The organism is Streptomyces sp. NPDC058459, assembly GCF_042721685.1.
Lineage (GTDB): Bacteria > Actinomycetota > Actinomycetes > Streptomycetales > Streptomycetaceae > Streptomyces.
The window spans coordinates 1-20,812 of record NZ_JBHXLV010000114.1 but is presented as its reverse complement, the minus strand read 5'-3'; the positions used below and the strand labels follow the sequence as shown (position 1 = coordinate 20,812).

At 72.4% G+C, this 20,812-nt stretch carries 16 protein-coding genes and 2 pseudogenes; 7 read left to right on the top strand and 11 right to left on the bottom strand.

Features of this window, described 5'->3' with window-relative positions:
• Together helR and ACFWN1_RS20835 are read right to left on the bottom strand one after the other, a co-directional pair.
• On the bottom strand, positions 1–2,187 hold a 2,187-nt coding region (gene helR, locus ACFWN1_RS20840; protein WP_384363965.1), incomplete at its 3' end, for an RNA polymerase recycling motor ATPase HelR.
• 148 nt (positions 2,188–2,335) lie between these two features.
• A complete protein-coding gene (locus ACFWN1_RS20835) occupies positions 2,336–5,617 on the bottom strand; it encodes a S41 family peptidase (RefSeq protein ID WP_384363961.1) in 3,282 nt (1,093 codons plus the stop codon).
• A gap of 191 nt (positions 5,618–5,808) precedes the next feature.
• On the opposite strand from ACFWN1_RS20835, the gene ACFWN1_RS20830 reads away from it, so the two are divergent.
• On the top strand, positions 5,809–6,408 hold the full coding sequence (locus tag ACFWN1_RS20830; protein ID WP_384363959.1) for a TetR/AcrR family transcriptional regulator: 600 nt from the start codon (positions 5,809–5,811) through the stop codon (positions 6,406–6,408).
• Positions 6,409–6,546: 138 nt separating this feature from the next.
• Positions 6,547–8,751 (top strand): MMPL family transporter, encoded by a 2,205-nt coding sequence (locus tag ACFWN1_RS20825; protein ID WP_384363957.1) that lies wholly within the window; start codon positions 6,547–6,549, stop codon positions 8,749–8,751.
• Positions 8,752–8,822: 71 nt separating this feature from the next.
• On the opposite strand, the gene ACFWN1_RS20820 is transcribed toward ACFWN1_RS20825, so the two are convergent.
• Positions 8,823–9,185 carry a hypothetical protein gene (locus tag ACFWN1_RS20820; RefSeq protein ID WP_384363955.1) on the bottom strand — a complete coding sequence of 121 codons (363 nt, stop codon included), beginning with the start codon at positions 9,183–9,185 and terminating at the stop codon, positions 8,823–8,825.
• Positions 9,186–9,347: 162 nt separating this feature from the next.
• On the opposite strand from ACFWN1_RS20820, the gene ACFWN1_RS20815 reads away from it, so the two are divergent.
• Positions 9,348–10,193: an EamA family transporter gene (locus tag ACFWN1_RS20815; protein ID WP_384363953.1), complete on the top strand. Its 846-nt coding sequence runs from the start codon at positions 9,348–9,350 to the stop codon at positions 10,191–10,193.
• Positions 10,194–10,201: 8 nt separating this feature from the next.
• Here the strand turns inward: ACFWN1_RS20815 and ACFWN1_RS20810 are convergent, their stop codons facing one another.
• Entirely contained in the window at positions 10,202–10,537 is a 336-nt protein-coding gene (locus ACFWN1_RS20810; protein ID WP_384363963.1) for a hypothetical protein, read from the bottom strand.
• Positions 10,514–11,271: pseudogene (locus tag ACFWN1_RS20805) on the bottom strand (transcriptional regulator); the annotation flags it as partial. The gene ACFWN1_RS20810 and the pseudogene ACFWN1_RS20805, both read right to left, overlap by 24 nt.
• Here ACFWN1_RS20805 and ACFWN1_RS20800 point away from each other — a divergent pair.
• The 3 genes and pseudogenes from ACFWN1_RS20800 to ACFWN1_RS20790 form a co-directional block, all read left to right on the top strand.
• Positions 11,267–11,452: pseudogene (locus ACFWN1_RS20800) on the top strand (FAD-dependent monooxygenase); the annotation flags it as partial. The pseudogenes ACFWN1_RS20805 and ACFWN1_RS20800 sit on opposite strands and share 5 nt — an antisense overlap.
• Before the next feature lie 164 nt (positions 11,453–11,616).
• The gene (locus ACFWN1_RS20795; RefSeq protein ID WP_384363951.1) at positions 11,617–12,513 is read left to right on the top strand and encodes an NAD(P)-dependent oxidoreductase; all 897 of its coding nucleotides are present in this window, start codon (positions 11,617–11,619) and stop codon (positions 12,511–12,513) included.
• Positions 12,514–12,593: 80 nt separating this feature from the next.
• A complete protein-coding gene (locus tag ACFWN1_RS20790) occupies positions 12,594–12,869 on the top strand; it encodes a DUF1876 domain-containing protein (RefSeq protein ID WP_384363949.1) in 276 nt (91 codons plus the stop codon).
• 3 nt (positions 12,870–12,872) lie between these two features.
• Here ACFWN1_RS20790 and ACFWN1_RS20785 read toward each other — a convergent pair whose 3' ends face one another.
• From ACFWN1_RS20785 to ACFWN1_RS20770, 4 genes are all read right to left on the bottom strand, one after another.
• Positions 12,873–14,075: a serine hydrolase domain-containing protein gene (locus tag ACFWN1_RS20785; RefSeq protein WP_384363947.1), complete on the bottom strand. Its 1,203-nt coding sequence runs from the start codon at positions 14,073–14,075 to the stop codon at positions 12,873–12,875.
• Between the two features lie 74 nt (positions 14,076–14,149).
• Positions 14,150–14,917 carry an energy-coupling factor ABC transporter ATP-binding protein gene (locus tag ACFWN1_RS20780; RefSeq protein WP_384363945.1) on the bottom strand — a complete coding sequence of 256 codons (768 nt, stop codon included), beginning with the start codon at positions 14,915–14,917 and terminating at the stop codon, positions 14,150–14,152.
• On the bottom strand, positions 14,905–15,666 hold the full coding sequence (cbiQ, locus tag ACFWN1_RS20775) for a cobalt ECF transporter T component CbiQ (RefSeq protein ID WP_384363943.1): 762 nt from the start codon (positions 15,664–15,666) through the stop codon (positions 14,905–14,907). The genes ACFWN1_RS20780 and cbiQ overlap by 13 nt, the downstream gene beginning before the upstream one ends.
• A 1-nt stretch (position 15,667) precedes the next feature.
• Positions 15,668–16,717, bottom strand: coding sequence for an energy-coupling factor ABC transporter permease (locus tag ACFWN1_RS20770; RefSeq protein WP_384363941.1), 1,050 nt, complete (start codon positions 16,715–16,717; stop codon positions 15,668–15,670).
• Positions 16,718–16,883: 166 nt separating this feature from the next.
• On the opposite strand from ACFWN1_RS20770, the gene ACFWN1_RS20765 reads away from it, so the two are divergent.
• Positions 16,884–17,225, top strand: a complete 342-nt coding sequence (locus ACFWN1_RS20765) for an SsgA family sporulation/cell division regulator (RefSeq protein WP_384363939.1) — start codon at positions 16,884–16,886, stop codon at positions 17,223–17,225.
• Between the two features lie 31 nt (positions 17,226–17,256).
• On the opposite strand, the gene ACFWN1_RS20760 is transcribed toward ACFWN1_RS20765, so the two are convergent.
• A complete protein-coding gene (locus ACFWN1_RS20760; protein ID WP_384363937.1) occupies positions 17,257–18,903 on the bottom strand; it encodes a penicillin-binding transpeptidase domain-containing protein in 1,647 nt (548 codons plus the stop codon).
• A 95-nt stretch (positions 18,904–18,998) separates the two neighbouring features.
• Positions 18,999–20,630: a penicillin-binding transpeptidase domain-containing protein gene (locus ACFWN1_RS20755; RefSeq protein ID WP_384363935.1), complete on the bottom strand. Its 1,632-nt coding sequence runs from the start codon at positions 20,628–20,630 to the stop codon at positions 18,999–19,001.
• Positions 20,631–20,812 lie beyond the last annotated feature (182 nt).

Here is a 20,812-nt window from a genome sequence, read left to right as displayed (position 1 = left end):
CAGCACCACCAGCCGCCGCGTCGCACGGGTCATCGCCACATAGCGGTCGACCGCGCCCCCGACGCCCTCACCGAAGGCGTCCGGGTCCACCAGCACGACCAGATCGAACTCCAGCCCCTTCGCCAGCTCCGGCGTCAGCGACCGGACGCGGGGACGCTCCTCGAACGCGGGATCGCCGATGACACAGGCGGTCCCCTCGGCGTTCCCGGCGAGCCAGTCGCGCAGCACGGCATCCAGGTCCGACACCGGGCCGTAGGTGACCGGAACGCCGCTCGCCCGCACGGACGCCGGCACGTTGGCGTCCGGGAGGGCGGCGCGGATCACCGGCTCGGCCACCGCCATCACCTCTTCCGGGGTGCGGTAGTTGACGCTCAGCGAGGCCACCTCCACCCGGCCGAGGCCGGCCCGCGCGAGCCGCTCCCGCCACGACTCGGTGAAGCCGTGCCGGGCCTGGGCGCGGTCGCCCACGACCGTGAAGCTCCGGGACGGGCAGCGCAGCAGCAGCATCTGCCACTCGGCGTCGGTCAGTTCCTGCGCCTCGTCCACCACGATGTGCGCGAACGGCCCGGCGAGCGCGTCCGCCTCGATGGCGGGCAGCGCGTCCTCGTCGACCAGGCTGTCCCTGAGGTCCTGCCCGTGCAGCATCGTCACCGCGCCCTCGCCGTCGGGGTCGGCCGCGATCACGCTGTCGATGACGGCGGACATGCGCTCCCGCTCGGCGGCCACCGTGGCGGCCTGGCGGCGCTTCTTCCGGGAGGTCTCGGGGTCGCCGAGCCGCTGCCGGGCCGCGTCCAGCAGCGGCAGGTCGGACACCGTCCACGCCTCAGGGTCGGCGCGGCGCAGCAGACGCACCTCGTCGGGGGTGAGCCAGGGGGCGCACAGCCGCAGGTAGGCCGGGACCGTCCACAGGTCACCGACCAGGTCGGCCGCCTCCAGCAGGGGCCAGGCGCGCCGGAGGGTGCCGGTCAGCTCGCCGTCGGCCGCCAGGGCCCGGCGGAACAGCGTGACCGGGATCTCCTTGCCGAGCCGGCCGAGCTGGTCGAAGAGGATCGTGACCAGGGCCTCCCAGATCAGGTCGCGGGCGTCGTTGTGCGGTACGCCCGTCTCCGCGGCCTCGAACGCCTCGGCCCAGTCGGCGGCGGTCAGGCGCAGCTCGCCCCAGGGGGTGGAGACCGTCAGGGGCTCGGTGGGCGGGGCCTCGTAGAAGCGCACCGCCTTCTCGATCCCCTTCACCAGCGCAACCGAGGACTTCAGCCGGGCCACCTCCGGGCCGGTCTCGACGCCCGCCCCGGCGCCCTCCGCGACCAGGTCCCGCACGGTGCAGGTGCGCACCCCCTCCTCGCCCAGGCTCGGCAGCACGTCGGCGACGTAGTTCAGGTACGGCTGGTGCGGGCCGACGAACAGCACACCGCCCCGGCGGTGCCCGAGGCGCGGGTCGGAGTGCAGCAGGTAGGCGGAGCGGTGCAGGGCGACGACGGTCTTGCCGGTGCCGGGGCCGCCGTCGACCACGAGGGCGCCGCGCGAGGAGGCCCGGATGATCGCGTCCTGGTCGGCCTGGATGGTGGCCAGCACGTCCCGCATCCGCTCCGAGCGGTTCGCGCCCAGGGTGGCGATGAACGCGGACTGGTCGTCCAGCGCGGCGCGGTTCTCCAGGCCGTCGGCGGTGAACACCTCGTCCCAGTAGTCGCTGATCCGGCCGCGTGTCCAGCGGTAGCGGCGGCGGCTCGCCAGGCCCATCGGGTGGGCGTGGGTCGCGGCGAAGAAGGGTTCAGCGGCGGGGGAGCGCCAGTCGATCAGCAGCCGGCGGCCGGTGCCGTCGGTGAGGCCGAGCCGGCCGATGTAGACCGGCGCCGTGCTTTCCGCGTCGTCGGCGTCGTCGGCGTGCACGATGCGGCCCAGGCACAGGTCGAGCCCGAAGCGGCGCAGGGCACGCAGCCGGGCGGTCAGCCGGTGGATCTCCAGGTCACGCTCCAGGGCCTCCCGGCCCGCACCGCCTGGCGTCCGGCGGAGCGCGTCCAGGGTCCCGGACAGCTCGGCGACGGTCCGCTCCAGGCTCGCGGCGATGTCCGCGAAGTGCCGCTCGTCGGCGGCGATCAGTGCCGGGTCGGCCTTGGCGGCGAGGCGGCCCGGCAGCTCGAACGCGCGGGACTCGGGTGTGGACTCACGCTCGGACAGCAGCGCACACATGTAGTGGATCACTCATTTCCGCAGGTTCTGGGCTCGCCGAGCGATTCTGCGGCATGAGGGGGACCTTGCCGCAAGGCCCCCCTCGCGCTGTACGTTGTAAGTGGCCAGGAGTATGCCAGGAGTATGCGTGGTGCGCGTCCCGCCGGCCTCACCCCTCTCCGCGCGGCGGCAGCTTGGGCCGCGAGCGGTCCGGTACGTCGCTGTAGTCGGGCGGCACCGCGGCCGGGGCCGTCCCCAGCATGTCCAGCGCGAGCCCCACCGCGTCGTCGAGCTGGGCGAAGCGGCCCTCGGCCCAGTCCAGCGGGGTGCGCAGCGCCTCCAGGTCGGGGGTGACGCCCTTGTTCTCCACCGACCAGCCGTACTCGTCGAACCAGGCCGCGTTCATCGGCACCGTGATGACCGTGCCGTCCCCCAGCCGGTGCCGGCCGGTGATGCCGACGACCCCGCCCCAGGTGCGCTGCCCGACCACCGGGCCGAGCCCGAGCAGTTTGAACGCCGCGGTGATCATGTCGCCGTCGGAGGAGGTCGCCTCGTCCGCGAGCGCCACGACCGGCCCGCGCGGCGCGTTGGAGGCGTACGACACCGCCTCCGCGTCGCGGGTCAGGTCCCAGCCGAGGATGGTCCGGGTCAGCTTCTCTATCACCAGCTCGCTGATGTGCCCGCCCGCGTTGCCCCGTACGTCCACGATCAGCGCCGGCCGGGACACCTCCAGGCGCAGATCGCGGTTAAACTGCGCCCACCCGGAGCCGCCCAGGTCGGGGATGTGCAGATAGCCGCACCGGCCGCCGCTCAACTCCCTGACCACCTCGCGCCGTTTGGCCACCCAGTCCTGGTAGCGCAGCGGCCGCTCGTCGGTCAGCGGGACCACGGCGACCCGGCGGGCGGGGCCCGGTTCGCCCGGCGGCGGGGTGAAGGTGAGGTCGACGGTGGTGCCGCCGGAGCCCGCCAGCAGCGGGTACGGCCCGGTCACCGGGTCCACCGGGCGGCCGTTCACATGGGTCAGTACGCAGCCCTCGCGGATGCCCGTGCCGGCCAGCGGGGAGCGGGCGCGGGAGTCGGAGGAGTCGCCGTCCAGGATGCGGGCGACCAGCCAGGCCCCGTCCCGGCAGACGAAGTTGGCGCCCAGCAGGCCCTGACGGCGCTGGTAGTGCGGTGGGCCCTCGTTGCGCCGGGCCGGGGTGACGTAGGCGTGCGACGTGCCCAGTTCGCCGAGGACCTCACGCATCAGGTCGGCGAACTCGTCGGGTGAGGTGACCCGTTCGACCAGCGGCCGGTACTGCTCCAGGATCGCCCGCCAGTCGATCCCGCACATGCCGGGGTCCCAGAAGTAGTCCCGGATGATCCGGCCGCCCTCGGCGTAGGCGCCCCGCCACTCGGCGGCCGGGTCCACCTCGTGCAGGATGCGGCGCAGGTCCATCCAGACCGTGCTGTCGCTGTCGCCGGGCTCGCCGGCGGGCACCGCGCGCAGGTCGCCCTCGTCCACGACGACCAGCCGCGTACCGTCGCCGCTCACCTCGAACCAGTCGAGATGGCCGACCAGTTCGGACTTCTTCGCCTTGCTGAGGTCGAAGTGCTCCAGCGTGGGCCGGCCGCTGATGTCGGCCGGGTTCACGAAGGTCTCGCCCAGCGCGCCGGAGATGGGCCAGCGCAGCCAGACCAGCCCGCCGCCCGCCACCGGACGCAGCGCCGAGTACTTGGAGGACATCACCGGGAACGGCGTGACCCGGTTCTCCAGCCCCTCCACCTCCACGGTCACCGTGCCGCCCTCGCCGGACCCCGCCTCCAGCGGATCGAGCCCGCCGGCTGCCGGACGGCCCTCGGGGTTGAGCGCGAACGGGGAGGGCGTGGCCGAGTTCAGCGGGACCAGGTAGGGGCGGCAGCCGAGCGGGAAGGACAGGTCGCCGGTGTGCACGTCGTACACCGGGTCGAAGCCGCGCCAGGAGAGGAAGGCGAGATAGCGGCCGTCGCTGGTGAAGACCGGGTTCTCGTCCTCGAAGCGGCCGTTGGTGACGTCCACGACCATGCGGTCCTTGATCCGGGCCAGCTTGATCTCGCGCAGGGAGCGGCCGATGCCGGGGTGGGACCAGGTGAGCCAGGCGCCGTCCGGGGAGAAGGCGAGGTCGCGGACGGGGCCGTTGTCGGAGCGGACCAGCTCGGTGACGGTGCCGGATTGCCTCCCCTCCTCCCCTTCCCCCTCCTCCTCGTCCTCGGCGACATCGATCAGCAGCAGGCGACCGTCGTGCGAGGCGACCGCCAGCCGTTCGCCCTCCGCGTCGGAGACCAGCTCCAGCACCCGGCCGAGCCGGCCCTCGCCGAGCAGCCGGGGCTCGCGGCCGCCGGTGGCGCGGGGGAGCCGGGCGACGGCGATCGCGTCGTCGCCCTCGGCGTCGGTGACGTAGGCGAGCTGCCCGGTCGAGCCCAGCATCTCCGGCAGCCGCACCCGGACGCCGGGGGTGTCGGCGATGGTGCGGGCCGGGCCGTCGCGGTGGGTCAGCCAGTACAGGCTCCCCCGGACGGTGACCGCGCTGGCCCGGCCGGTCTCGTCCACGGAGAGGCCGTCCACGTGCTGCGCGGCCGGCACCTGGTAGGGGCGGCGGCCGGGGGCCGAGCCGCCCAGGTCGATGTCGAGCCTGCGCGGGGTGCCGGCGGGGGAGAGGTCGTCCACGATCCAGAGGTCGCCGGCGCACTGGTAGACGATCCGCTCGCCGTCGGTCGCGGCGTGCCGTGCGTAGAAGGCGTCGTGGTCGGTGTGGCGGCGCAGGCCGGTGCCGTCGGGAGCGACGGAGTAGAGGTTGCCGACACCCTCGTGGTCGGAGAGGAAGGCGATGCGTCCGCCGGCGAACATCGGGGAGGACAGCTGGCCGTCGATGTCCTCCAGCAGCCGCCGCCCCTGGAGCCACAGCCGGCCCGTCGCGCCGCCCCGGTAGCGCTTCCAGGACGCCGGTTCGTGCGGAGGCGTGCCGGTGAGCAGCAGCGTCCGGTGCTCACCGGCCACGTCCGCGACCTGGATGTCGCCGACCGGACCCCAGGGCAGGCGCCCGCCTGGACCGCCGTCCGTGCCGACCTTGTGGGCCCAGGCGAAGTACGAGAAGGGCTGCCCGTGCGAGGCGACGGCCAGGATGTCGCTGTTCCCGTGCTGGTCCGGGGGCGTCCAGCCGCACACCTGGGTGTCGGCGCTGCCCCAGTACGTCAGCTGCCGCGCGGGGCCGCCGGCCACGTCGGCGAGGTGGATCTCGGGGACGAGGCTGCGCCAGCTCGTGAAGGCGATCCGCCTGCCGTCGGGCGAGAAACGGGGGTGGCCGGCCTTGGTGCGGTCCGCCGTGAGCCGCCAGGGACGGCCCGGTTCGTCGAGCGGCGCCAGCCAGAGATCGTCCTCGGCCACGAAGCACAGCAGATCTTCACTGATGTGGGGAAGCCGCAGATAGCTCACCTATCCATGCTTTTCCGGCGCGGGAGGCACAGCAACTCGTGCGGGACGGCACGCCGTGACACAGGACACGCCTCCGGACGGTACGAAACGGTTTCGTTTCGTAGGTGACCGGGGTACCTTCGACTCATAAGGAGTCCCATACGGAGTCCCGTAAGGGAGCCGTGTCAGCCGGAGCGGGAGAGGTGAGGCGGATGACCGACGCCGCCACCGCGCGTCGCAGCAGGATCACGCCCGAGCGGGCGGCCGAGCTGTACCAGGCGGTCCTCGACCTGCTCCGCGAGGTCGGCTACGACGCCCTCACCATGGACGCCGTCGCCGCCCGCACCCGCTCCAGCAAGGCCACGCTCTACCGCCAGTGGGGCGGCAAGGCCGAACTGGTCGCCCGCGCGATCCGGCACAGCAAACCCGCCCGGATCTCCGACGTGGACACCGGCTCGCTGCGCGGCGACTTCCACGCGATCGTGCGCCACGAGGACGACTGCGCCATGGAGCAGAACAGCGCCCTGATGCGGGGCCTGGCCATGGCCGTCCACAGCAGTCCCGACCTGCTCGCGGCCTTCCGGGAACAGCTCATCGAGCCCGAGACGACCGCGCTGCGCGTCATGCTCACCCGTGCCGTCGACCGGGGCGAAGTGGCCCCGGACAACCCGGCGCTGCCGTTCGTGGTGCACATGATGATCGGCGCGTTCGCCACCCGGGCGCTCATCGACGAGCAGCCCCCCACGCAGGACTTCCTCAGCTCCTACATCGACGCCGTGGTTCTCCCCGCCCTCGGCGTCCCCACCGCCTGACCGACCCCCTCCCCGCAAGCCCACCTCCTGACGTCACCTCCCCCATGCCTCAAGGGCACGGGAGGTATACCCCCGTCGTCGCCGGGCTGACCCCACCTGCCCAGATGCCCGACCAGACCTGACCGGGAGTACGCCCTCGTGGCCACATACCTGTACAGACTCGGCCGACTCGCCTTCAGGCGACGGCACTTCGTCGCCCTGCTGTGGGTCGCGCTGCTCACCCTCGCCGGGGTGGGCGCCGCCTCCGCGCCGCCCGCCGGGAACTCGTCCTTCTCCGTCCCCGGCACCGAGGCGCAGCGCGCCTTCGACCTGCTGGAACAGCGCTTCCCCGGCATGAGCGCCGACGGTGCCACCGCCCGCGTCGTCTTCAAGGCCCCCGAGGGCCAGAAGATGACCGACGCCGGCAACAAGGCGGCCGTGCGGAAGACGGTCAAGGAACTGTCCGCCGGCTCCGAGGTCGTCTCCGTCACCGACCCGTACACCGGCAAGGCGGTCAGCCGGGACGGCTCGATCGCCTACGCCTCGGTGAAGTACAAGGTCTCCGGGATGGAGCTGGAGGACTCCTCCCGTGACGCCCTCAAGGAGAGCGCCGGGCACGCGCGGGACGCGGGCCTGAGCGTCGAGATCGGCGGCGACGCGCTCACCACCGCGCCCGAGACCGGGTCCAGCGAGGTCATCGGCATCGCCATCGCGGCCGTCGTCCTCGTCATCACCTTCGGCTCGCTCATCGCGGCCGGGCTGCCGCTGCTCACCGCGATCGTCGGCGTCGGCATCGGCGTCTCCACGATCGCCGCGCTCGCCAACGCGCTCGACCTGGGCTCCACCACCTCCACCCTGGCCACGATGATCGGCCTCGCGGTCGGCATCGACTACGCCCTCTTCATCGTCTCCCGCTACCGCGCCGAGCTGGCCGAGGGCCGCGACCGCGAGGAGGCGGCGGGCCGGGCCGTCGGTACGGCGGGCTCCGCGGTGGTCTTCGCGGGGCTCACTGTCGTCATCGCGCTGGTCGGGCTCTCCGTCGTCAACATCCCGATGCTGACCAAGATGGGCGTGGCCGCCGCGGGCACGGTCGCCATCGCGGTGCTGATCGCGCTCACCATGATCCCGGCACTGCTCGGGTACGCGGGCCGCGCGGTCAAGCCGGCCGGCGAGAGGAGCAGGCTGCTCGGCGGGGGACGCGCCGCGAAGAAGCCCGGCCGTCCCAACATGGGCACCCGCTGGGCGAGTTTCGTGGTCCGGCGCCCGGTCGCCGTGCTGCTGCTCGGTGTGGTCGGACTCGGCGCCGCCGCCGTCCCGGCCGCCTCGCTCGAACTGGGCCTGCCCGACGACGGCTCCCAGCCCGTCTCCACCACCCAGCGCCGTGCCTACGACCTGCTCTCCGACGGCTTCGGCCCCGGCTTCAACGGCCCGCTGATGGTCGTGGTCGACGCGAAGGGCAGCGGTGACAGGAAGGCCGCGTTCGCCAAGGTCGGCGACGAGATCAGGGGTCTGAAGGACGTCGTCACGGTCACCCCGCCGACGCCCAACAAGGCGGGCGACACCGCGATCATCACCGTCGTACCGAAGTCCCAGCCGTCCTCCGCCACCACCGAGGACCTGGTGCACGCGATCCGGGACAAGAGCGCCTCGATCGCCTCCGCCACGGACGCGAAGCTGCTGGTCACCGGCGCTACGGCGATGAACATCGACGTGTCCCAGAAGCTGAACGACGCCCTGCTGCCGTATCTCGCGCTGGTCGTCGGCCTCGCCTTCCTCCTCCTGATCGTCGTGTTCCGCTCGATCCTGGTCCCGCTGAAGGCGGCCCTCGGCTTCCTGCTCAGCGTGCTGGCCGCCCTCGGCGCGGTCGTCGCGGTGTTCCAGTGGGGCTGGCTGTCCGGCCTGATGAACGTCGAGCAGACCGGGCCGGTCATGTCGATGATGCCGATCTTCATGGTCGGCGTGGTCTTCGGACTCGCCATGGACTACGAGGTGTTCCTGGTGACCCGGATGCGTGAGGCGTACGTCCACGGGGAGAACCCTGGCCAGGCGATCGTCACCGGGTTCCGCTACAGCGCCCGGGTCGTCACCGCCGCCGCCGTCATCATGATCGCCGTCTTCTCCGGCTTCATCGGCTCCAGCGAGTCGATGATCAAGATGATCGGCTTCGGCCTGGCCATCGCGGTCTTCTTCGACGCCTTCATCGTCCGCATGGCCATCGTCCCGGCCGTACTGGCCCTCCTCGGCCGCCGCGCCTGGTGGCTCCCGGCGTGGCTGGAGCGCGTGCTGCCCAACGTGGACGTCGAGGGCGAGGGCCTCCGCGCGGCCTCCGACACGGACGGGGACCGCGAACTGTTCAGCGTCTGACGGGTACCTACGGCGGCCGGGTATCGACGGCGGCCGGCCGGCGGGGTGACCACCTCACCGGCCGGCCGCCGTCAGGCCGTCTTCTCCAGCGCCTCGAACACGTCCGCCACCGTCTCCCGGTGCCAGTGAGGCAGGTCGGGCCATTCGGCGATCTGGGCGGGGTCGGGCTCGTCGAGCTGGTCGCTCACCTCGGTGGCCCAGCAGATGGCGACGAAGCGGCCCTTCTGCTCGCGGGAGAGCCGGGCGGCGGTGCCCTCGCTGAGTTCCATCAGCCCCCTGATCCGCTCCGCGACGATTCCGGAGACCTCCCGCTGCCACTGCGGTACGTGCTTCCACGGAGTGATGAACGCGGGCTCGGGCTCGCCGGGGAAGTGACGGCGGACCCCGGCGATCCAGGCTTCCCGGTACAGTCGAGCGCCCTCGGTGCCATTCATGCTCCGCAGCCTAGGGGTGTTCCCCGTTCCGGGTCAGTGACTCCGTGCAACTGGCCTGGTTCGTTCGGGTGATGACGGTCGGACGGCCCGCATCACCCCCTTGTGCAGGCCACACAGTGATCCATTAGCGTGCCGGGTCATGACGACGACTGGTCCTGACCGGTGACGCCGTTCGTCACCGCCGCTGTCCTGCTGGCCGCGTTCACCCACGCCGGGTGGAACGCCATCGCGCACCGGATCACCGACAAGCTGACCGGGTTCACCCTGATCGCCGGGGGCGGGCTGGTCGTCGGGCTGGTGACGGCACTGTTCGCGCCGTGGCCGGCCGGACCCGCCTGGCCGTACCTGGCGGTCTCCGCCGGGGTGCATGTCGCGTACTACGCGCTGCTCATGACCTCCTTCCGGCTCGGGGACTTCGGGCAGGCCTATCCGATCGCGCGCGGTACGGCGCCGCTGGTCGTGACCGTGCTGGCCGCGCTGTTCGCGCACGAGGTGCCCGGCGGCTGGGCGGCGGCCGGGATCGCCGTGTCCTGCGTCGGGCTGACCGGGGTGAGCCTGTGGGGGCTGCGGGGCGGCCGGCCGGACTGGAAGGCCATCGGCGCCGCCGTCGCCACCGGCCTCACCATCGCCGTGTACACCGTCCTCGACGGCGTCGGGGTACGGCACGCGGAGACCCCGCTCGGCTACATCGCCTGGCTGATGGCCGTCCAGGGGATCTTCATTCCCGCGTACATGTACTACCGGGTGCGCGGCGACATGGTCCGCCAGCTCAAGCCGTACGCCAAGCTCGGCCTCCTAGGCGCGGTCCTCTCCGTAGCCGCCTACGCCCTTGTCCTCTGGGCCCAGACCCGCGCCCCCCTCGCCCCCGTCGCCGCCCTCCGCGAGTCCTCGATCATCGTCGGCGCGGCCATCGGCGCCCTCTTCTTCAAGGAACGCTTCGGCGCTCCGCGCATCGCGGCAGCGGGGCTGCTGGTGGTGGGGATCGGGCTGATGCTGCACGCGGGGTGAGCCGAGGGTCAGCCGGCGGACTTCTCGATCGCCTCGAAGATGTCCGCGTCCGTCTCCTGCTGCCAGGGCGGGAGTTGGGGCCAGTCGGCCACATACGCGGGCTTGGGGTCGGTGAAGTGCCGGTACATCTGGGCGGTCCAGCAGATGGCGACGAACCGGCCCTTCTGCTCGCGGGTCAGCCGCGCGGCGGCACCGTCGCTGAGGCTCACGAACTGACGCACCTGCGCGGCCACCGCCCCCGCCGCCTCCCGCTCCCACTGCGGGGCCTCGTCCCACGGGGCCACGTATCCGGGCCTGGGCTCACCGGGGAAGTGGCGGTGTACGGTGCCGAACTCGTCGTACAGATCACGGAGTCTACGGGCGACATATCCCGAGGCGGAGATGCGAGCCAGCTCGACGGCCTGGCTGCCGTACGCGACGACCTGCTCGGGGTCTCCGCGCTTCGCCCCGACGGCCGCCAGACCGGCCAGCACGGTGCCCCGCCGCCGGAACGACTGACCTGAGGCAAAGGCCCCTGATCAAGTGCCTTCTTCAGTGTGCTTTCCGCCAAGTCCAGGCGTCCCAGCCGCACATAGCGTGCCCCGCGCTCCTCGGCCAGGCGTGAGCCGTCGAACCTTAGCCAGCCACCGTTGTCGCCTTCCCCGCCCAGGCCCCGCACCTCCTCCGCCCGGTCCAGCGCCCGCTCGCACGCGTCCAGGTCCCCGAGGCCGGCGTGGGCCTCCGCCCGGACGGACGCCACCTAGTAGCGGGTCGACAGGGCACCGTCGCCCCGTGCTGCCAGAGCTTCGGCGGCCCCGAGCATCTCGGCGGCCTGGATGTAGCGGTGCTCCGCCATCTCGACATAGGCGTGCCGGACGAGGGCGCAGGCCCACAGGTCGTACGCGCTCGCGTCCTTGCTGAGGGAGGCGGCGAGTGCGTAGGAGGAGACGGCGTCGGAATGCCGGTCGGCGTCGAAGGCCACCTCGCCTGCCAACTGGAAGAGGTCCGCCGCAGCGGTCAGCAAGCTGCGCGTCCCGCCCCGGTGTTGCGCCGGCGCCTCGGTAAGCCGTGCCAACTGGTCGCGGACGACGGGGGTGATCTTCGCGAACGGCACCACCGTCACGGCCGGCCTCCTCGTCGGCGCGGACGGCGCCCGGTCGCGGGTGCGGCCGCTGCTCTCCGACGCGGTCCCCGAGTACGCGGGGGAGGCGTTCGTCGAGTCGTACCTCTTCGACGTCGAGACCCGGCACCCCGCCGTCGCCGAGATGGCCGGCGGGGGGATGTTCGGCGCGGCCGAGTTCGAAGACCGCAAGCCGACCGCCGGGGAACTGATCGAGTTCCTCACCCAGGACGAGCACGCCCGCTGAGCCACGGGCAGGATGGGGGGAAGGGGCTTGAAAGACGCCCCGCACAGGACCGCACCCCTGAGAAGGAGCGTCGCCCTATGACCGTCACCGACCGGCCGATCGTCGCCGTGCTGGGCACCGGCATCATGGGCGCCGCCATGGCCCGCAACCTCGCCGCCGCCGGGCTGCCCGTACGCGCCTGGAACCGCACCCGTGCCAAGGCCGAGCCGCTCGCGGAGGACGGGGTCCGCGTCACCGGCACGGCCGCCGAGGCGGTCGAGGGCGCGGACGTGGTGCTGACCATGCTGTACGACGGGGACACCGTGCTGGACGTGATGCGCGAGGCCGCGCCCGCGCTGCGGCCCGGCACGCTGTGGCTGCAGAGCACCACCGCCGGCGCCGAACTCACCGGCCGCCTCGCCGCGTTCGCCCGTGAACACGGGCTGGAGTTCTACGACGCGCCCGTCCTCGGCACCCGCAAGCCCGCCGAGGACGGACAGCTCACCGTGCTGGCCGCCGGGCCCGAGGCGGGCCGGGCCGCGCTCGCGCCGGTCCTCGACGCGGTCGGCTCCCGCACCGTGTGGACCGGCGAGGACGGCGCCGAGGGCAGCGCCAGCAAGCTCAAGCTGGTCGCCAACAACTGGGTGCTCGTGGTCACGGCGGCCACCGGGGAGGTGCTGGCCCTCGCCCAGGCCCTCGGTGTCGACCCGCACTCGTTCTTCGGCCTGATCGAGGGCGGCCCGCTGGACATGGGCTACCTCCGGGCCAAGTCCGCGCTGGTCCTGGACGGCGAGCTGACCCCGGCCTCCTTCGCCGTGACCACCGCCGAGAAGGACGCCCGGCTGATCACGGCCGCCGCCGAGCGGAGCGGCGTCCGCCTCGACCTGACCGAAGCGACCGCCGACCGCTTCGCCCGCGCGGCGGCCCAGGGACACGGGGACGAGGACATGGCCGCGGCCTACTTCGCCAGCTTCGGGGAGAAGCCGGCGGACTGACGCCACCGGTCCGACGTGAACTTCCCCGGAGGCGAGCGCACCCTGGAAGCAGGGAAACGGTGGTTTCGGAGGTGGTCGGGATGATGCACAACTCCGTGGGCTGGCACATCGAGCTGGAATTCGAGGAGGACGACCAGCACACCCGCGCGGTGGCACTGGTGCGGCTGCCGGACGGCAGCGAGGTACGGTCGCACGGGCACGCCACCCGGCACCGGGTCGACGCCAACCAGCCGAGGGTCGGCGAGGAGGTCGCGGGCGCCCGCGCCCTGAACGAACTGGCCATGAACCTGCTGGCCAAGGCCCACGAGGAGATAGACGCGGACTCGGGGCGCGTCTCGCACCCGATCCACGTCTAGCCGTCAGCTCAGGGCTTCCCGCACCGCCCGCACCAGCGCCTGTGCCCTCGGGTCCGCCGTCACACCGCTGCGGAAGCCGTTGGTGACGTAGCCGAAGGCGATGCCGGAGTCGGGGTCGGCGAAGGCCAGGGCGCCTCCCCGGCCGGGGTGGCCGAAGGAGGCGGGGGAGAGCAGGGGCGACGCGGGGCCGTGGAGCATGAAGCCGGCGCCGAAGCGGGTGCCCACCACGAGCACCCGGTCCGGGCCCGCCGACGCCTCAGCGCGGGCCAGCTCCATCGTCTCGGGGGTGAACAGCCGCGTACCGCCGTCCACTTCACCGATGAGCGAGGCGTACACCCGGGCCAGCCCGTCCGCCGTGGCGATGCCGTTGGAGGCGGGCAGGGCTGCGGCGCGGTACGCGGGCGCGTTCTCGTCCGGCAGCGGGGTGATCGCGGCGAAGGCGCGGCGGGTCAGGGACGAGGGGGCGGCGTAGGCGTCGGCCACGGCCCGCTTGGGCCGTACCCTCAGCGCGCCGGACGTCTCCGGTTCCGTCACCCGGCCCACCCGGCCCACGCGGTACTGCTCCCCGGCGGGCAGCCCCAGCCACACGTCCGCCCCGGCCGGCGCCGCGATCTCGGCCGCGATGAACTCGCCCACCGGCCGCCCGCTGACACGCCGCACCAGTTCGCCGGTCAGCCAGCTGTACGTCTGCGCGTGGTACCCGTGGTCCGTGCCCGGCTCCCACACCGGCGCCTGCGCGGCGACGGCGGCCGCGCCCAGGTCCGGGTCGGCGGCCTCCGCGGGCGTCAGGGGCCGGTCCAGCACCGGCACGCCCGCCCGGTGGGCGAGCAGATCGCGGACGAGGACGCGCTCCTTGCCCGCCGCCTTGAACTCGGGCCAGTACGCGCCCACCGGGGCGTCCAGGTCCAGCAGACCCCGCTGGTGCAGGAGCAGGAGCGCCGTGGCGGCGACGCCCTTGGTCGCGGAGCGCACGACCTGCGCGGTACCGCGCTGCCAGGGCGCGGAACCGGCGCCACTGGCCCCACCGGCGCCACCGGCCCCACCATCTACGTCCCGGGTGCCCGCCCACAGGTCCACGACCCGACGCCCGGCCCGGTACACGGCGACGGCCGCGCCCCGCTCCCCGAGCCGGGCGAAGTTCGCCGCGAACGCCTCCGCCACCGGCTCGAAGCCCTTGGCCACCGTGCCGTTCACCCGTACATCCACGCCGTGTCCCTTTCCTCGCCCGCACTCACGAGTGAACACGGCCGTACCGCCTTGGATTCCTCGGCTCAGGACTCCTACGCGTCCAGCGCCACCGTGCGCGGGTCGAAACCGAACGGCAGCTCCAGCCGGTGCGCCCGCATCAGCGCGTCGTCGGAGAGCAGCTTGCCCGTGGGACCGTCGGCCGCGATCACCCCGTCGCTGAGGATCAGCGCGCGCGGGCACAGTTCGAGGGCGTAGGGCAGGTCGTGCGTGACCATGAGGACCGTGACGTCCAACGAGCGCAGGATGTCGGCCAGTTCGCGCCGGGAGGCGGGGTCCAGGTTGGAGGAGGGCTCGTCGAGGACGAGGATCTCCGGCTCCATCGCCAGTACGGTCGCCACCGCGACCCGGCGCCGCTGCCCGAAGGAGAGATGGTGCGGGGGCCGGTCGGCGAAGTCGGCCATGCCGACCTGCTCCAGCGCGGTCCGCACCCGCTTCTCCAGCCCGGCCCCCTTCAGCCCGGCCGCCGCCGGTCCGAACGCCACGTCCTCCCGCACGGTCGGCATGAACAACTGGTCGTCGGGGTCCTGGAAGACGATGCCGACCTTCCGCCGGATCTCGGCCATGTGCCGCTTGCCGACCGGCATCCCGGCGACCGTGACCGTGCCGGTGCCGCCGGACAGGATGCCGTTCAGATGCAGCACCAGCGTGGTCTTGCCCGCGCCGTTCGGCCCGAGCAGCGCGACCCGTTCGCCGCGCGGGACGGTGAAGTCGACGCCGAACAGGGCCTGGTGGCCGTCGGGGTAGGCGAAGGCGAGGCCGGAGACCTCCAGCGACAGCGGTGCGGTACTCACAGGAACCATCCCAGCAGACAGACGACGAGGGCGGAGCAGGGCAGGGCCAGGGCGGACGACCACTGGGCGCGGGTGGCCGTCACCTCGTCGATGACCGGCATCGACCCGGCGTAGCCCCGGCTCACCATGGCCAGATGCACCCGCTCGCCCCGCTCGTAGGAGCGGATGAACAGTGCGCCCGCCGACTTGGCGAGCACCCCCCAGTGCCGTACCCCCCGCGCCTCGAAGCCGCGTGACTCGCGGGCGATCCGCATCCGGCGCATCTCGTCGCTGATGACGTCGCCGTAGCGGATCATGAACGAGGCGATCTGCACCAGCAGCGGCGGCAGCTTCAGCCGCTGGAGCCCGAGCAGCAGTTCGCGCAGGTCGGTGGTGGCGGCGAGCAGGACCGAGGCGGCGACGCCCAGGGTGCCCTTGGCCAGCACGTTCCACGCGCCCCACAGGCCGTTGACGCTCAGCGAGAGCCCGAGGACGTGCACCCGCTCGCCCTCCGCGACGAACGGCATGAGGACCGCGAACGCGACGAACGGCACCTCGACCAGCAGCCGCTTCAGCAGGAACCCGGCGGGCACCCGCGCCCGGTACGCGACACCGGCCAGCAGCAGCGCGTACACGCCGAACGCCCACATCGCCTCGCGCGGGGTGGAGACCACCACCACGACGAAGGCGAAGACGGCCGTCAGCTTGGTGTGCGGGGGGAGCCGGTGCACAGCCGAGTGGCCGTGCCGGTACAGCTTATGGGCGTGGCCCGCGCCCATGTCAGATGCCCGTGCTGGTGGGAGAGGCGTCGTGGTGGTGACGGCGGCGAACCGCCCAGAAGACCGCCGTACCCGCGACGACGGTGACGCCGACGCCGATCACGCCAGCGAGACCGCCGGAGAGCCGGGCGTTCGCCACGTCCTTCACGCCGTAGTCGGCCAGCGGGGAGTCCGAGGAGTGGTGCGGCTCGGCCCTCTTGTCGATGCCCTTGTCGTGCGCGACCTTCTCCAGGCCGTCCGGGTCGGCGGAGGCGTAGAAGCTGACGAATCCGGCGAGGACCAAGGAGGTCACCAGGCCGGTGATCCACAGGGTGCGCCGGGAGGTGGTGCGGGCGGCGGCCGGGGCCGGAGCGGCGTCGGGGGCGTCGACCAGCTCGCCGTTCACCCGCAGCCGGAGCTTGTGCCGCAGCCCGCGCGCGCCGTACACGAGGTCGGGGCGGACCGCGACGACCGCGGCCACGGTGAGCGCGGTGATCACGGCTTCGCCGATGCCGATCAGCACATGGACGCCGATCATCGCGGTGGCCACCTTGACTATGGACACGTCCGTGGTGCCGCCGATCGCGTAGATCAGCGTGAAGACGACGGCGGCGGCCGGCACGGAGAGCAGGGCGGCGACGAAGGAGGCGGCGGTGATCGAGCGCCGGGAACGGGGCAGCACCGCGAGCAGCCCCCTGAAGACGGCGTACGCGACCACGGTCGTGACGATCGCCATGTCCGTGATGTTCACACCGAGCGCGGTCAGCCCGCCGTCCGCGAACAGCACGCCCTGCATGAGCAGCACGACCGACACGCACAGCACGGCCGTACAGGGGCCGACGAGTATCGCGGCCAGCGCACCGCCCAGCAGATGACCGCTTGTTCCCGCGGCCACGGGGAAGTTGAGCATCTGTACGGCGAAGATGAACGCGGCGACCAGGCCGGCCAGCGGCGCGGTGCGCTCGTCCAGTTCGCGGCGGGCGCCGCGCAGGCTCACCGCGAGGGCGCCCGCGGCGACCACCCCGGCGACCGCGGAAGTGGGGGCGTCTATGAATCCGTCAGGTACATGCACGCTTTCGATTTTAGTTGGTTGTTGCGAATCCCTTGCAAGAGCGAGGCGGCTCCACTCGGCCGCACTTCCGCTTCCCCCTGAGGCGCAAATCGGAAAATATGCGACATTAGAGACATAGCGGCCGAGTGAGCCTCCTGAGGGTCACCGAACGTGAGAGGGCGATTCGATGTCCGTAGTCGAGCAGTACACACGCGCCCATATCGTCACGGACGCGGAGGACGACCCCGACGCCGTACGCGTGGTGCTTCGCTACGACCCCGACGCCGACCCCCTGTCCGTCCAGGTCGGGCTGCCCGGCCCCGCCGAGTGGACCTTCGCCCGCGCCCTGCTGGAGGACGGCCTGCGGTCCCCCGCCGAGAGCGGGGACGTACGGGTCTGGCCGTGCGGGCGCGTCCAGGCGGTGCTGGAGTTCCACTCGCCGGAGGGCGTGGACGTGGTCCAGTTCGACATGAAGTCGCTGACCCGGTTCCTGCTGCGCACCTACACGGCCGAACCCGTGCGGGGCTGACGCGTGCTGGGATGACCCGTGCGGGGCACGATCAGGCGCCGAGTTTCAGCAGGGTGGCGACGATCGGGCCGGCCGTGTCGCCGCCGTGGCCGCCCGCCTGCACCACACCGGCCGAGGCGAGGTCACCCCGGTAGGCGGTGAACCAGCCGTCGGGCTTCTTCTGGCTGTCGACCTCGGCCGAGCCGGTCTTCGCGCCGAAGTCCGGACCGAGCCCGGACATCGCCTCGGCCGCCGTGCCGGACACGGCCGTGAACCGCATCAGCTCGCGGAGCTGGCCGAGCGTCCTGGCCGACATGGTGCGGGACGCCTTCGCCACCGTGCGGTGGTCCACGGAGGGAGCGACCAGGTACGGCTGGTGGAAGGTGCCGGTCTTCACCGTCGCCGCCACCGAGGCCATGTTCAGCGGGTTCATCCGCACCCCGCCCTGCCCGATCAGGGAAGCCGCCATCTGTGCCGCCGACTGCACCGGCACCGCGCCGTCCAGCGTGGGCACGCCGACCGACCAGTTGTCCATGGAGAGCCCGAAGACCTGCTGGGCCTGCTTGGTCAGGTCGTCGTTCTTCAGCTTCTTCGCCTGGCTGATGAAGGCGGTGTTGCAGGAGCGGGCGAAACTCGCCTTGAAGGTGCCGCCCTTGATCTCGAAGTCGTCGTCGTTGTGGAACTTCCAGCCGCCGAAGTCGAACGTCTTCGGGCAGGGGTGCTTCTTCTCCGCCTCCGCGAGGCCCTTCTCGATCAGCAGCGAGGACGTGATCACCTTCATGGTGGAGCCGGGGGCCAGCGAGCCCTGGAAGCCGGTGTTGAAGCCGTGGGCGCTGTTGGCGACCGCGAGGACCTCACCGGTCGAGGCGCGCAGCGCCACCACCGACGCCTGCTTACGCTTCGCCACCTGCTGCTCGGCCTTCGCCTGGAGCCTCGGGTCCAGCGTGGTCCGCACCGTGCCCGGGATGCCCTCGCTCAGCTCCACCAGCGTCTTGTCCGACAGCCCTGCCTTCTCCGACGCCTTGCCGCGCACCACGCGCAGCTCCGCGCCCGCCTTGCCGCCGGCCGTCCTGCCGTACTTCTGCCGCAGCCCGTCCAGCACCGGGCCCAGCGAGGGATACGTGGCCGTCGTCAGCTCGGCGCCGGTCCGGTCCAGTGCCTTGACCGGCGGGGCCCCGGACTCGCCGGTGACCAGCGTGTCGCCGTCCTTCAGCTCCGGGTGCACCACACCGGCCCGCCAGCCGACCAGGGCCACGCCGTCGCTCGCCCGGCGTACGACGGTGAGTGAACTGCCGTACGCCAGCGGCTTGCTGACGTTCTGGTACGTGACGGTCGCCTTGACGGAGAAGGGCACCTTCGCACCGGCGGCGGTGCCCGCGGTGAGGGTGACGTCCTTCAGCCGGGCGTCCTTGGCGTAGCCGGTGAGCAGGGCGGTGGCGGCCGGGGCGTCGTCGGTGGCGCGGGCCGCCTCGGCGATCCGGCCCTGCTGCCAGGCGGTGAGGAAGCGCCTGGTGACCGACTTCACCTCCCGCGCGCTGGGCGGACCGCTCTTCACGCTCTTGTGGTCCGACGTCGTGGACGCCCCGCCGTACAGCGCGTGGAGGCCGAATCCGGCGCCGGCCACCACGAGGGCGATCATGCCGCCGAGCAGGACGGGCTTCGTCTTCGGCCGTCTCGCGGCACGCCTTCTCTTGCCCACAGTCCCAAGTCCTCCGCGCTCTCCCCAGGGTCCCCGCTGCCCTCACACACCCCCATCACCCCGACAGCCTAGAGTCCCCGCGGACTCGGCTGATCTCAGCCCGCACTCCGTAGCACTCTTGCGACAATAGGACCGGCCGCGTCGATGCCATGTCCGCCGTCCTCGGTCATCGCGGCCGCAGCGATGTCGTCCCGGTATCCGGTGAACCAGCTGTTGGACCGTGACTGCCCGTCGACCTCCGCCGAACCGGTCTTCGCGCCGACGTCGCCGCTGAGCCCTGCCATCACGCCCGCCGCGGTGCCGCTGCGCGCGGTGCGGTTCATCATCGCCCGCAACTGCCGGGACGTACCCGGCGCCAGCCCCCGCGCGGTGGCGCCCTGACGGCCGTCCAGGCTCAGCGGCACGATCACCGGCTGCCGGAACGTCCCGGTCTTAGCGGTCGCGGTCACCGACGCCATGTTCAGCGGGCTCAGCTGGACCTGGCCCTGCCCGATCAGCCCGGCCGCCCTGTCGGGGCCGTCCGCCGCGGGGACCCGGCCGTCGAAGGAGGGCACGCCCACCTTCCAGTCGTTCCGCCCGATCCCGAACCGCTGGGCGGCCTCCGTCGCCAGCGAGTCCGGCTTCACCTCGTCGGCGAACTTCACGAACGCCGTGTTGCAGGAGCGGGCGAAGCTCTCGGAGAGGGTGGCGTCCTCGTCGGGCGCGAGGCCCTTGAGGTTGCTGAAGGTCTGGCTCTGCCAGACGGCGGAGGGCGGACAGGGCGCCGGGCCGCTCGCCGAGGTCAGGCCGGAGTCTATGAGGGTCGCGGCGCTGATGATCTTCATGGTGGAGCCGGGGGCCAGCTCACCGAGGAAGGCCGCGTTGAAGCCGTCGTCGCGGTGGTTGGCGAAGGCCAGGATCTCACCCGTGCTGGGCTCGACGGCCGCCACGGAGGAGTTGGTGTAGTCGGTCACCGCCGCCTCGGCCGCCGCCTGCGCCCTCGCGCTGAGCGTGGTGCGCAGCCTGCCCGGCCTGCCCTCGACCAGGGTCAGCAGCGTGGTGTCCGCCGCGCCGCTCTCGGTGTGCCGGACCACCAGCTCGACGCCGGCCCGCCCGCCCGTCCTGTCGCCGTAGCGCTTGCGCAGTTCGTCGAGTACGGGACCGAGGGAGGGGTACTTCTCCCTGGTCAGCACCTTGCCGTCGCGGTCCACGGCGTCGATCCGCGGGGTGGCGGACTCCTCGACGGTGAGCGAGTCCCCCTTCCCCAGCTTCGGGTGCACCAGCGTGGGGTCCCAGTCGACCAGCGGCCGGTGCGAGTTGACCCCGCACACCACGCTCAGCCGGCTCGCGTACGCCAGCGGCCGGGACTTCTTCCCGGACGACACCGTCGCCCGCACCCGGAACGGCACCGTCTCCCCGTCCGGCTTGCCGGGGGTGACGTGGACGCCGGTGATGTGCGCGTCCGAGCCGTACGCCCTCAGCAGCGCCTCGGCCGCCTCGGGGAAGTTGGTGAGGGCGCCGGCCCGCTTCGGCTGGTTCTTCTCCCAGGCGGCGAAGAACTCCCCGGTGGTCCGCTCGACCTCCTCGCGGCTGGGCGGCCCGGTCGGCACGCCCTTGCCGCCGCCGGCCGCGGTGGTGTTCAGCGCCGAGGCGATGTTGTACATCCCGTACCCGGCCCCGCCGAGCACCGTCGCGCACACGCCGCTGATGACCGCGACTCTGACTCCCCTGCTCTTCGACGTGCCCATGAAGCTGTCCTCCCCGTGAAGTCCCCGTTGCCGCACCGGATTCCTGAACGTGTTCAAAAGACCGGTGCGGACGGAACTGTAGGTGCTCCAAAGGCAGTTGGGGCGGCCGTTTCCGATTACTTGTCCGAACGTAGACGTAGAACGGCGCGATGCGCAGGGGGTGGGTCCGGCCGGCCCGCAGG